Here is a 13,252-nt window from a genome sequence, read left to right as displayed (position 1 = left end):
TATCAAATTCAAATGGCGATTGATAACAGAGCATTTATATCGCGAGCTATCATCAATAAATTCTGCATATTCTAGGCCAAATAAATGCTATAATTAATGCATATTGACTTGAGGTTTATGACTATGAAAATTGTTGGCGATTCAGAGCTATTTCAGCAGCCCTATGATAATGATGACAACTATGTCAGCAGAACAGGTGTTAAAAAAGAAAGTGAGGATGCTCAAGCACTTGGCATGCGTTTGATTGCCCTGAGCAAAACTCAATTAGACAAAATGGGTTTAGATGAGTTTCTATATGATGCAATTCTAAAAACAAAACTAATTAAACAAAAAACCGAAGCCTATCGCCGCCATATGCAATATATTGGTAAATTGATGCGCGGATTTGAGCATGAACCTATTGAAGCCGCACTCGATAAAGTGTTGAACAAAAACAATAATGAAGCCGCTCAGATACAAATTTTTGAAAAAATGCGTGAGCGTTTATTGGCTAATGGCGATGATGAGGTTCAAGTGTTACTGGATCTACATCCGCAACTTGATCGTCAAAAAATGCGTCAATTGATCCGCCAAACTAATAAAGAATTGGCTAAAGGTACTGAATCAAAATCATCAAAAGAATTGTTTAAGTATTTGCGCGCTGAAATAAAAGACTAAACCGTTTAATAGAATAAGGATGTTACTAATGCGGCTAAAAAAGATGACTCGCACACTATGGTTATTATTGACTTCAGTGTTGTTATTGACAGGTTGTAACGGTGCTGCGGATGGCACCGATACTGACACATCAAATGACAGTTATAGTATTGCTGTCAGCTATCAAAATGTTATCAACGGCCAATGTGATGTTAGTACTGACTCACTGATTTTTGATATCGATGGTAGTTTTTGTGCTGTAGCTCATCTCAAATTAGGTAATGCCAATGTCAGTGGGGCATTGATTACATTTAGCACCAGCAATGCCACTACCACACCAGCTACCGCATTAACATTATCTACTGGCCTTGCCAGCACGATGGTCATATCAAGCAGCACTGATGCCGGCATCCTTAGCGCAACTTATTCGCCAAGTGATGCTGATTCAGTTAGCGTAAGTCGTAATTACCAATTTAAAGAGTACACCACGAGTATCCCTGTCGAAGCCGTTAAATTAACCGCCTCGATAAGCGATGTAACAGGTCCGATTACTCGCTTTAATATTGATAAAACAGTTCAGCTCAATGCATTGCTTACTGACAGCAATAATCAAGCTATTGCTAACCAAATTGTGACATTCAATGCCGGCAGTGCTACGTTAACACCAGCAACTGCACTGACAAAACCTTCGGGTATTGCTTCGCTCAACTACACGCCGTCCGAGGCTGAGTTAGGTGCCAGTCTGTTAACCGTCACCACAGAATATCAAGGTAGTACAATCACCAGCAGCAGCGCGTTTGAAATATCGGCGTCTGACGATATTGCTACCAATGATAACGTTAAGATGGGCTCGTATAATGCTAATGGTGAGTTTGTTGAAAGTGAATTGGCGACAACGCTAATCGCAACAACTGATGGCAGTTATAGCATTAGCGCCGGTGGCACATTTGGGATTACAGCTACGTTGGTTAGCGAAAACACCGATGGCACATTAACACGCTTGCAAAGCCCAACCAGCATCAGCTTTAGTTCTGACTGTTCTACCAATGATAACGCCACACTTGATTCACCTGTCACTAGCTTATCAGGCTCCGCTAGCTCAACCTTTTCAGATGTCAGTTGTAGTGGCAACAGTGAACGTAATGACACCATTATCGCGACAGCTACTGTTAATGGCACTAGTTTAAATGCAAGTTTACCTTTTACCTTAGCCCGTCAAACGTTATCTAATGTGAGCTTTGTGTCAGCAGACCCAAGCCAAATCCGTATCAAAGGTTCAGGTGGTACTGGTTCAACTGAATCCTCGTTAGTGACTTTTTTGGTGACTAGTGCAAATGGTCAACCGGCAGCACAACAAACGGTTAATTTTAGCTTAGACACCAGTGTAGGCGGTTTACAATTTGCTAATGCTAAAGTGACGGATAACAGTATTACTAATTCCCAGGGATTAGTGAGTGTGCGAGTGCAAGCTGGCACGATTCCAACCCCTGTAAGAGTGGTCGCATCAACCACCGACGCCGACACAAATACCACTATTACCAGCCAATCAGAACAGTTGACCATTAATACTGGCTTGCCACAACAACTTGGATTTAGCATCTCAGCATCGACATCTAACCCTGAAGCTGGCGATTACAATGGCGAAGCAGTCACCATGACCGTTTATGCATCAGACAGTTTTGCTAACCCTGCTCCAGACGACACCACGATTAACTTTACTGCAGAAGGTGGTCAAATTGAGCCATCTTGTACCATTGTAAGTGGAACATGTTCGGTCACCTGGACCTCAACATTGCCGAGGGTGAGCGATCACCGCATCACGATTTTAGCGTATGCCTTAGGCCACGAAACCTTCTTCGATATCAATGGCAACAATGTATTTGACGATGCTGATGGCGGCGTAGTTAACGGCTGTTTAAGCGGTACAATGTCAGTAGCATGTAGTGGTAATGGCATGGATGTAGAAACTTATCATGACGGTGGTTTTGTTGACTTACCTGACGCTTATAGAGATGACAACGAATCTGGCGTCCATGATTCAGCTGAACCGTACTTTAATATTCTAGCTAGCAATACATACCAATTAGCTGACGGTAACTTTAACGGCCCACAGTGCCAAGGGGCATTATGTGATAACACGGCTATGAGCACTTATATCCGTAAAGCATTAGTATTAACAATGTCGGGCTCTAATGCTAATTTTGTGGTTAGACAAGATGGTAACTTAATTAGTAATTACGACACTGATGTTCAGCCTATTGCACTAGATGAAACAGCAAAATTTGATGTGGTACTCACTGATAGCGCCAATCAAATATTACCTTCAGGCACAACGTTAACCGTTGCTAGCACTGAAGGCGAACTGCAATTCACTGGTTATACCGTACCCAACAAGAGCTCACCAGGAGGAACATCAACCTCATTTACCTTGAAAAATAATGGTACACCTGGCATAAGCCAAGTCACACTCACAACAACTACGCCTAAAGGTGTGGTGACTGAACTAAAGTTTTATGTGACCTTATCGTAAACTAAAATGACTATCCTTAAAGCCTGCTACTTATGCAGGCTTTTTTATACTTGGCATTAACAAATATGTTGATACAATAAGAGATGCAATACGGTACTTAACTGATAACATTTTGAAGTAAAAGCTATTTTTATTAACAAGCCTTATATATATGGTTTATGTAGTATTCAATATCATCCGTTTCGATACCATCAATGGCATATGTAAACAGGGCTAGTTTACTCTCACGAGGGACCTACTTACGACTCTCGACGCATACTAAGGAATAATAATGCGCAAAACTTCTATACTTCTTACCTTAACCGCAGGCGTACTTCTTACTGCTTGTGCCGCTAAACCACCTATCGTTGCACAAAACAAAACCGTGGTCGTCAATGATCAGACTATCGTTTTTGGCGGCATATACGATAAAGAAAAAAACAAACTACAATTAATCGCTAACGGTGATGCGATCATGCAAGGTCGATTCCCACCAATGACACCAACTCAGCACCTTAATGCCAAATTTAAAGGCATGGCAGTTAAAGGCGATTGCTATTTCGGTTCAGTATTAGGTGATCAAGGCGGTAGCTTTGGCGTTGTAGCCAGTATTATCCAATCTGCAAAATCAAGCACTGCTGATAAGTGCGACATCTTTATTGATGGCACTAAGCTAGAAACTCTGTACTTCTAATCAGATAAATCAATAAGCCCTAGCCCTGCTTACTTCCTCGTTGACCAGTATTGTAATGGCATTGCACTTCGATGGTGCAAAGCTGATAGCTTTAAGCACTAAAGTCATTCAACCGCTAAACACCTAACTATCTAAGCATTTGTTTAAAATAGGCTTTTAAGTATGGTTTATTCTTTGCAACTGCAATAGTCATAACGTCAAGCTCACTAACACTAAGTCGAATATGAGTAACGACAGCAACTCCGCTAAATGACTTGATGAGTCCTTGTTGAGAACAAAATGATTCCATTACACACCTCTATGCGCGGTCTACGTTGCTTTTGCGTCGCAGCTGAATGCTTAAGCTTTAAAGAAACTGCTAAAAAACTGTATTTAACGCCTTCTGCGGTAAGCCATCAAATTAAACAGCTTGAAGAAACATTAAACCAAAGTTTGTTTATCCGTCAAACTCGCTCGATTGCATTAACTGAAGTTGGCGTACGCTTTTATCAAGCAATAGAGCCGGTAATGCAGCAGTTAGTGAACACGGTTAGCGAATTTAATCAATCCGACAGAATGCTCGAAGTCAGCATTTCAATGCCTGAGTTTTTCGCCAGCGAACTGTTTATGCCGAAACTGATTGGTTGGTCGTCAAAATATCCCAACATCAACCTTAAGCTTGAAACTATTAAGTCGCGTAATGATATTATAAAACACACCGATGTATCGATTATGCTGTCAGGAAAACAACAAGCTAGTGATGATGTATATGACTTATTTCCAATCACTTATATCCCCGCTTGTAACGCGCAGCTCCACTCAGAACTATCATCACAAGGTTTTAAGGCATTAACTAAGGTGCCATTGATATTACATAAAGCGCGACCTTACGCTTGGCATCAATGGGCCGAAAATGTCGGGTTTGATACGTTTCAGCCTAAGCAGATAATCCAATTAGATAGTATGTTTAGTGTCGCTCGTGCAGCAGAGCAGGGACTTGGTGTTGCATTAATTCCACTGCCTATCAGCCAAGCGTGGTTTGATAACAAAGCCCTTACTCCACTTTTTCCCAAGCCACTTTATAGCCATGACCGCTATTACCTCACCCGCTACACCAATGAACAACAACGCCCCGAAGTGCAATTACTAATAGACTGGATCCTTAAAAGTTTTCACGATGAAAGCCATTAATAATGATAGTGATAATGACTTTATTATATAATTTATTCTCATTTCAGTAACTGTTTAGCATATTGCCGAACGGCGTCTGGCACCATATCTTCCGTGAAGGAACAGATACCCGGCCGAAGAAAATCTAACATTAATGTGCCACGATATTGATCTGAATCATTCCAAGCTTCATGTTCAGCCGTATCATCAAATATTAAACATTTACCTTCCTCCCAATAACGGGTTTCACCAGCAACACGAAGTCCGCAGTCAGGTGGCACCACTAATCCAAGATGTAAACGATATACACTATTGGCCCAACCAACATGTGGTGTTATATGGGTATGCGGTGCAAGCAGTGAAAAACCAGCGAGGGAAACACCACCGATATTTTCAAGGAGTTTCGCTGTCTGAGGACATTTAACACATGCACCTTCAACACGATTTCCAAGCGCATATAAGCCAAAGACACTCCAGCCTTGACCATGCATTTGTTGTTGAACCCATGGGTCAAACGAGTTATTTGGTAGGGCAAGAAATTCATCCCGAATAACTTCCCAATTAGCTTCAAGCTCTTTCACAAAAGAAAATTTAGAGGCTTCAATAAACATGATCATTAATCCTAAATAGACTATTAGCATTATCAACCACACACTGCGGCTGAAAAGTCAGTCATCATTACTAATAGTTTCTGGTCATCCTTGATTCAGTATCAGTTATAATCTTACATACTCTATCTTATTGATGTAATGACATTAAAATTTTAAATAATGCAAATACAGATAAGTAAAAAGAGACTTTACATCATATCAATATGGCTTACACACTCTCAGTATTCAACCCCTTGATATCGTTGAAGGCTGTTTATCAAAAGATGTGTGAGTTGCCAAGGCTTAATAAAAATGATGCTGATTTAAGCAATTCGTTGGATGACCATGTCATGAAACACAACGATGTAATGGCCGCAGGCCATAAATTAAACCAAATTATCACAACATCTCCATAAGTGAGTTTTTTTAATCCATTAATGCGTTTTTTATCGTTTGTCGGCTTTAACTCTTTTCTCTAAAGTTCATTTGTAGCGCGGCGTTACACACACTTTACAGGAGCGACATCATGAGAAAGAATATCGTTAATGGCCTAATGAGTGCCACATTAGTACTGACAGCATCAACCAATGTTATGGCTGACGAGCAAGGCCAACACATCAATAGTCATGCCTACAAAATGGTATTAATTGAAGATGTACCAGGTGTTAACGCATTGCAATCTGGTGATATTCAACAAGGACTTACAGCAACACTGTCAGCCAGTAAATATAGCGTGGATGATTACTCTCGCAATGTAAACCTATGTGCTGGTTACGTGCAATTATCTGATATGAAAAACGCTGCAAAAGCTTGTGATGCCGCAGTGAGAAGTGCCCATACTCAGGTCGCTATTCCATCAATGACCGTTCGGGCTTATGCCTATAATAATAGAGGCATAATGAAGTTGTTAAATAATGACAAACTCGGTGCTTTAGCTGACTTTAAATATGCGGCAAAAGTTGATGACAGTGGTATTTATCAGCATAACGTTGACCGTTTACAAGCATCGTTAACCAACGTACAAAACGGAATGATGTAATTGGACCCAGACCAAAAAAACCACACGATTTACTGTCTCCGTCAAAGAGGCACCTCCTTAAATATCTTGTTAAAAATACAATAATAGACAGGTAAATCAATATAATACCTGTCTATTATTATTGAATCCAAGTGCCAAAAATGGTGATATTTTCCTTAAGTATAAAGCAGCGCTGAGTCGGTCCACATTTAAGATATAAGCTTAAAATCTTTTTGTTTACGCGCTATAGCCACTATAGCCATGGTGACAAAAACCGCGAACAAGCCCCAAAGCTGTAGCCAATTAGGCATTACCGCCAACCAACCTGCGCCGAGTTGATTTAACTCTAGCATGCCCATAATTGCCGGAACAGCCGGAATAACTTGCGATGCAAAAACTAATGGCTGTGGAATTAATGCAATCGGCCACACAAAACCTGACACGAATAAAATCGGCATCGATATCAATAAATATAATTGGGTTGGAAATTCTCGACGGCTAAATAAACTGCTGAGATAAATACCTAATGATCCTGTTGCTAATAAAAAGGGCGCCATAAATAAACCCACTTCAGCCACTGTGGCAAGTACACTAACGTTGTACCAATAAAAACAAGCACCTAAGTAGAAACTACTAAATAGTGCATAAATCATCATAAACACACTGAGCCTTGCCAGTACCAAGGTTACTGGACGTACTTGTTGCCAATAGCCTGGCTTACGCCATTGGCCTGCCCCTAAAATACCCGTGCCAATTAATAAGGTTTGATGCAGAATTAATAAAAATAAACCCGGCACGACATACGGTGTGTAACCTAAACTAGGGTTAAAAGCGGGAACTGAATTAATATTAATAGAATTAACTGCTTGTTGAGCTACTTGCGGGTTTTGTCCACGGGCCAGCAACCCAATTAATTGCACTTGTTTGCTAGCATCTATACCAGCAGAGACTAAACCTTCAGCAACTGCAGAATAAATTAAAAAGTAACTCGCATCGCCACCGTAGCTTAAGGTTGAACCTTTTCCCAATAACAAATCGCGTCTAAAATTAGCCGGAATAACCAGTAAACCATGTGCTTTACCTTGATCAATCCATGTTTGCGCTTCATCAATGCTATTTACATTAGCAAGTATTTTTATCTTGGCACTGGCATCGGCATGACGAGTAACTAAACGACTCAGTGACGAATTATCATGATCAACTACGACTACCTGTTGTTCTGTCGGCACCTGATACAAGTAAGGTAACGGATACAGTACTGAGTAAAATAAAACTCCGCCGAATAACGTCATTACAATCGCTTTATCGGCCAAGATAGCTTTGCACTCCGCAACGATTAACTGCCAGAAGTTCATTCATTTACCTCCAGATTAATCTGCTTGGTCTTTGTAACCTGTGGCGGTATTTTTTGAGCATGACGTCCCAATATATAAAGCAAAGGAACTAACAGCAAAAAGCCCCAATACGAGCTAATTTGCAGTAATACATGTGGTAAGCCAACACCGTAGCTCACCACACTGACATGTGAATCGATATAATGACTTGATGGCATCACTAGCCGCCACCACTGCGCCAATAAGGGCATATCATTTACTGGAAAGGTTATTCCCATAAACGCGAATGCCGGGGCAAACAATGCAGTACAAAAACTCACCACCCGCGCACTGTCACGCATCACCATAAAAATAAACAACACTAACAACCACAATGCGCTGAGCATAACAACCTGCGCCAATACCAATAGCCATAATGAACCAGCAATAGGCAAGCCTAAATAATGATATAACCACATTAGAATAAAACCACCATGAACTAGCATAATGGGGCTATAAAACACTATTTTCACCCACACTGTTGACCAAAAATTTTTGGCTAGATAATTGCGTTCACCCTGAGGAATCAGCTCTGTATTGACGCTATTAACAAAAACCAGCATCGACAGTAGCTGCCATAGTGCAACCAATATGGGCGGAACCAGAAAGCCAACGTAGTTGTTATTGCGGTTAAATAACGCCGTTGTTTGATTACTAATAGGCGTTAAACTCACATCGACAGTGGCTTTATTTGCGCCTTTAAGTAATAAATTGACTTCACCAATATGCGTTAATCCCTCACCGAGACTGAGTTGCAGCTGGCTAGATAATAACTTACCTACCAACAGGAATTGGCTGTTATAGCGAATATCTATCGTGGGTTGTTTGGAGGTTACTAGATCTTTTTTAAGCTGATAAGGCAAAACAACTAAACCATAGACTTCGACTTTACGCATCGCTTCAATGGCCGAGGCTTCATTAGCATACGATCGCGGTGCAATCACGGCGTTAGCCGATAACTGCCGCGTTAGCATGCGGCTAATTTGGCTATTGTCTAAGTCAACTACCGCAACCGGAAGCTGTCTTGGCAAACCTGCACTAAACAACCACCAAAGCGCAAGTACACCCATAAGCGGAATATAACTCACTAAGGCTAGTTGCCAGGGCGAATGCCATAACGTTTTCCATTCACGCTGAAATAAATGCCTCATCAGCAAGCCTTATTAATGTTCGCTAGGCTTATCGGCGCGAAATAACACCGACATCCCAACGCGTAAATCGGCAATCGGTTGCTTAGGTGTTAATTCAACTTCAAAGGTCCGCATATCAAAATCATGACCACTTTCAGTCGAGCGCCAAGTCGCAAAGTTACCCATAACACTAATGTGCGAAACCGTAAATTCGACTTGTTGCTGCAATGCTGGAATATCTAACATAACGCTTTGATCTTGTTTAAATTGCAATAATTGATCTTCTCTAACTTGTAATACTGCCCACGCATCACTCATATCAATAATGCTGACCACCGGAAAACCACTCGGGGCTAACTCACCGGCTTGCAATAACACTTCACTCACCTCAGCTTTTTTAGGTGAACGCATTTGGCTGTCAGCTAAAATGGCACTAACCTCGTTAACGGCGCCTTCTGCCATTCGCGTTTTGCCTGCCGCTGCCGCTTTGGTTTCAACGCGCGCACCTTCATTAGTCATTTGATACATAGCATAAGCAGCTTGCTCGGTATATTTAGCAGCTTGCCATTGGGTATAAGCTTCATCGCGCTTTTGCCTTGCAACGACACCTTCATCAAATAAATTTTCAATTCGTTGATAAGTTTTTAGACTAAGCTCTGTCGCAGCCTTGGCTTTTAACCATTGCTCTTTGGTCGCGGTGACTTGTTGTTGTCTTGCGCCATTATTAGCTTGCAGCTGCATAGCGGTTGCCGCTTCCAGGCCGCCTTGAGCCTGCAATAACTTGGCATCGAGTTCTGGACTGCTAATAGCAAATAAAATATCGCCCATATTGACTTGATCGCCTTTACGCACTAAAACTTGCTCAACCCGTCCTGGCACCTTAGAAGAAATGTTATATTCACGAGCTTCTATTTGCCCTTGCAGCACTGTCGGTTGAGGCGTAAAAGCCAACATGACTCCGTAGCCTAATAATACGATAAGTAACACAAATGCGATGACCGCGATGATCTTGTTAGCCCGCATAAGCAGCCCCTTGAAGTTGAGTTCGGTTAATAAATTCATCTACTTGACCACTAATGGCCATCACTTTGGCGTAGGCTTGCATATAGCGATATTTAGCGCCTAACTGCTGAGTTTTAACCGCTGTTAAGCTTAACTCCGCATCGATCCGATCAATTGAAGTGGATAGGCCTTGATTAAAAGATAACTCTCGCAAACGCAAATTTTCGGTCGCAAGTGCTAATGATACATCCAGCGCATCGGCCTCTTCTTTGGCTTGCAACATTTGCCGATAACTTTGATCGATCAACAAACTTAAATCCTGTTTAGTTTGGGCTTTAGTGTAACGCGCTTGCAGTAAGGCACTTTTAGCCGCTTGTACTTTACCACTACGACCATCACGGCTAATCAACGGTATGCTCATACCCACACCTACCATCCAGTCGGGCTCCACTTGAGAGAATAAGCTGTCATCTTCATACAAGGTGTAGTTGCCATATAAATACACTGTAGGGTAGTAACTGCCCTTTTCTAAGTCGACTAAACCATTGGCTTGAGCTTCTTTAGCTTCGAGTAGTTTTAACGCCGGATGCTGCGTTAATGTCAGCTGGCTAAGGCGTGGCAATGAAGGTTGTTGTTCGAGTAAAAACAGTGCTGAAATAGGATCAACTGAGGGGATGTGTAACATTCGCGCTAAAGCAATTTCGGTCATTTCATATTGACGCTTAGTTTTACCCCAGTTTACTTTGGCATTTTCTAACGCGACCTGGGCATTCAATCGTTCAACTTTGGCTATTTGACCTTGTTGCTCTAATTTTTGTGCATGGCTCACATGCAAAGTTAACGAGTCCACCAGCTGCTTTTGAGTGTCGACTAATGTTTTCGTTACCGATACAGCATAGTAACGATCAACTAACTGAAGAAATAACTCACGCCGAGCTAAGGCAAACTCTTGTTCCCGCTCAGAGACTTGTGCAGCATGGATCCCTTGGGCAGCAGTAATTTTACCGCCAGTATAAATTGGCCACATAGCTTGTAAACTGGCACGAAATACATCTTGTTCGGTAAACGGGGTAACAAAAAGAGAGCCTGGGATACTCGCTAACGCAGTACCAAGAGCTGGGGGTAATGTGCTGCTATCAAGTACTGCAAGTGGGTTTAAATCACGTAAATCAAGTTCGATAGGTTTTTCGAGGCGAGTATAGCTGCCAGCAATATTAAGTGATGGGTAATTTAACGCATCGCCTGCATCTTCTTCCGCTTTGGCACGGTTAACAAGCTGGGCTTTAGCTTGCAACTGATCGCTCACTTGCGCTAATTGCTGCCAAGCATGACTAAACGTAACCGGCTCAGCCGAAACATTAATATGAACCAAAAGAACACTGCAACACAGCGCCAAGCTCACTCTCAATCGTCTCTGACCATGTATACTGATATGACGCTTTGCAACCATAAACACCTCTAGAGTTAATACTCTAATTTATTGCCAGATTATAACGTAAATACGTTATTTTCACAGCCACATAGCTTATTAAAGTAAATAACTCATTCTGTAACATGGCATTAACCAGCAATACTGGTGTGATACTCGCCACGACAACTCATTAAGTAATACTCTCCTGATTAGAATATACACTCAGCAAGTCGTCATATACTGATAATAAGCGTTTAGCGTTACGCTGTGCCACCGACCGTTAGACGATCGATTTTCAATGTCGGCTGACCGACACCAACAGGCACACTTTGTCCGTCTTTACCACACACGCCAACGCCTTTATCTAGGGCTAAATCATTACCTACCATTGAAATTAATCCCATGGCTTCTGGGCCATTACCAATTAAAGTGGCACCTTTAATTGCTTGAGTCACTTCGCCATCTTCAATCAAGTACGCTTCAGATGCTGAAAACACAAACTTGCCTGAAGTAATATCGACCTGTCCGCCACCAAAGTTTGGTGCGTAAATGCCTTTTTTAACTGATTTAATAATATCAGCAGGATTAGATTCGCCAGCTTCCATGTAGGTATTAGTCATGCGCGGCATAGGTAAATGCGCATAAGATTCACGGCGACCGTTACCCGTAGGCAGTTGGCCCATTAAGCGGGCATTTAGCTTATCTTGCATGTAGCCTTTTAAAATACCGTTCTCAATTAGGGTGGTTTTTTGAGTTGGTACACCTTCATCATCGATACTTAATGAACCACGACGATTTTCTAAAGTGCCATCATCTACGATGGTCACTAAAGTCGAGGTGACTTGTTGGCCCATTTTACCGCTAAATGCACTGCTGCCTTTGCGATTAAAGTCACCCTCTAAGCCATGACCAACGGCTTCGTGCAATAACACACCTGGCCAACCATTACCTAGCACTACGGTCATTTCACCAGCAGGTGCATCAATAGCCTTAACATTAACTTGAGCTTGGCGCACCGCTTCACGGGCAAATTCAAAACTCTGTGGTAAACCAGTCTCATCTGTGGCTAAAAAAGCACTGTAATCATGACGACCACCGCCACCAGCACTGCCGCGCTCACGCTTGCCATTATCTTCTAAAATGACACTACAGTTAAAACGCACTAATGGACGAATATCTGCAGCTAATGTCCCGTCACTGGCGGCAATCAATATTTCTTCATGCACGCCAGATAAACTCACCACAACCTGAATAATACGGCTATCTAAACTACGAATATAAGCATCGGCTTGCTTTAACAAATCGATTTTCTTTACTTCATCCATAGCCGCTATTGGGTCGGCACTGTCATACAGTTTATGAGCCGTTTGACGTTTAAAGGCTTGCACCTTGTGCTGCTCACCGGCACTTGCTATGCCGCGGGCAGCTTTGGCTGCAGCATCAAGAGCTGCAGGAGTAATTTCGTCAGCATAAGCAAAGCCGGTTTTTTCGCCGCTAATAGCACGCACCCCCACACCACGCTCAATGTGGAAACTGCCTTCTTTAACAATGCCATCTTCTAACACCCAAGACTCATGGCGGCTACCTTGGAAATACAGGTCTGAAAAATCGATATTGTGTTGATGAATGGTGTTTAAGTAACCTTGGAGTCCATCTAAGGTTAATCCATCTTGCAATAAACTCTGCTCTACTTGGGTTAAAAATGGCATTAAAATTCTCTTTATTAATAGGTAACGCGTA

11 protein-coding genes are annotated in these 13,252 nt (G+C 41.9%); 5 read left to right on the top strand and 6 right to left on the bottom strand.

From position 1 onward, the window contains the following. Nucleotides 1-123: 123 nt before the first annotated feature. The 4 genes from yjgA to EGC82_RS03220 all read left to right on the top strand — a co-directional run bounded on the left by yjgA (nucleotide 124) and on the right by EGC82_RS03220 (nucleotide 5,009). A complete protein-coding gene (gene yjgA, locus EGC82_RS03235) occupies nucleotides 124-657 on the top strand; it encodes a ribosome biogenesis factor YjgA (protein ID WP_124729476.1) in 534 nt (177 codons plus the stop codon). A gap of 28 nt (nucleotides 658-685) precedes the next feature. Beyond that, on the top strand, nucleotides 686-3,166 hold the full coding sequence (locus EGC82_RS03230) for an Ig-like domain-containing protein (protein ID WP_124729475.1): 2,481 nt from the start codon (nucleotides 686-688) through the stop codon (nucleotides 3,164-3,166). Nucleotides 3,167-3,437: 271 nt separating this feature from the next. Further along, nucleotides 3,438-3,839 carry a YajG family lipoprotein gene (locus EGC82_RS03225; protein WP_124729474.1) on the top strand — a complete coding sequence of 134 codons (402 nt, stop codon included), beginning with the start codon at nucleotides 3,438-3,440 and terminating at the stop codon, nucleotides 3,837-3,839. Nucleotides 3,840-4,118: 279 nt separating this feature from the next. Then, nucleotides 4,119-5,009 (top strand): LysR family transcriptional regulator, encoded by an 891-nt coding sequence (locus EGC82_RS03220; protein WP_208646922.1) that lies wholly within the window; start codon nucleotides 4,119-4,121, stop codon nucleotides 5,007-5,009. Between the two features lie 38 nt (nucleotides 5,010-5,047). On the opposite strand, the gene EGC82_RS03215 is transcribed toward EGC82_RS03220, so the two are convergent. Continuing rightward, nucleotides 5,048-5,629 carry an aspartyl/asparaginyl beta-hydroxylase domain-containing protein gene (locus tag EGC82_RS03215; protein WP_208646921.1) on the bottom strand — a complete coding sequence of 194 codons (582 nt, stop codon included), beginning with the start codon at nucleotides 5,627-5,629 and terminating at the stop codon, nucleotides 5,048-5,050. Nucleotides 5,630-6,104: 475 nt separating this feature from the next. Between EGC82_RS03215 and EGC82_RS03210 the strand changes: the two genes are divergently transcribed. After that, a complete protein-coding gene (locus EGC82_RS03210; RefSeq protein WP_124729473.1) occupies nucleotides 6,105-6,617 on the top strand; it encodes a hypothetical protein in 513 nt (170 codons plus the stop codon). Nucleotides 6,618-6,805: 188 nt separating this feature from the next. On the opposite strand, the gene EGC82_RS03205 is transcribed toward EGC82_RS03210, so the two are convergent. The 5 genes from EGC82_RS03205 to tldD form a co-directional block, all read right to left on the bottom strand. Further along, nucleotides 6,806-7,951 (bottom strand): ABC transporter permease, encoded by a 1,146-nt coding sequence (locus tag EGC82_RS03205; RefSeq protein ID WP_124729472.1) that lies wholly within the window; start codon nucleotides 7,949-7,951, stop codon nucleotides 6,806-6,808. Next, entirely contained in the window at nucleotides 7,948-9,120 is a 1,173-nt protein-coding gene (locus tag EGC82_RS03200) for an ABC transporter permease (RefSeq protein WP_124729471.1), read from the bottom strand. Before EGC82_RS03200 ends, EGC82_RS03205 begins: the two co-directional genes overlap by 4 nt. A 12-nt stretch (nucleotides 9,121-9,132) precedes the next feature. Further along, nucleotides 9,133-10,122, bottom strand: a complete 990-nt coding sequence (locus EGC82_RS03195; RefSeq protein ID WP_124729470.1) for an HlyD family secretion protein — start codon at nucleotides 10,120-10,122, stop codon at nucleotides 9,133-9,135. After that, nucleotides 10,112-11,551: a TolC family protein gene (locus tag EGC82_RS03190; RefSeq protein ID WP_124729469.1), complete on the bottom strand. Its 1,440-nt coding sequence runs from the start codon at nucleotides 11,549-11,551 to the stop codon at nucleotides 10,112-10,114. The genes EGC82_RS03195 and EGC82_RS03190 overlap by 11 nt, the downstream gene beginning before the upstream one ends. A gap of 221 nt (nucleotides 11,552-11,772) precedes the next feature. Continuing rightward, the gene (tldD, locus tag EGC82_RS03185; protein ID WP_124729468.1) at nucleotides 11,773-13,221 is read right to left on the bottom strand and encodes a metalloprotease TldD; all 1,449 of its coding nucleotides are present in this window, start codon (nucleotides 13,219-13,221) and stop codon (nucleotides 11,773-11,775) included. Nucleotides 13,222-13,252: the final 31 nt, after the last annotated feature.

The sequence above is a fragment of the Shewanella livingstonensis genome (assembly GCF_003855395.1).
GTDB lineage: Bacteria > Pseudomonadota > Gammaproteobacteria > Enterobacterales > Shewanellaceae > Shewanella > Shewanella livingstonensis.
The sequence above is the reverse complement of the archived record's forward strand: the minus strand, read 5'-3'. Positions and strand labels throughout refer to the sequence as shown.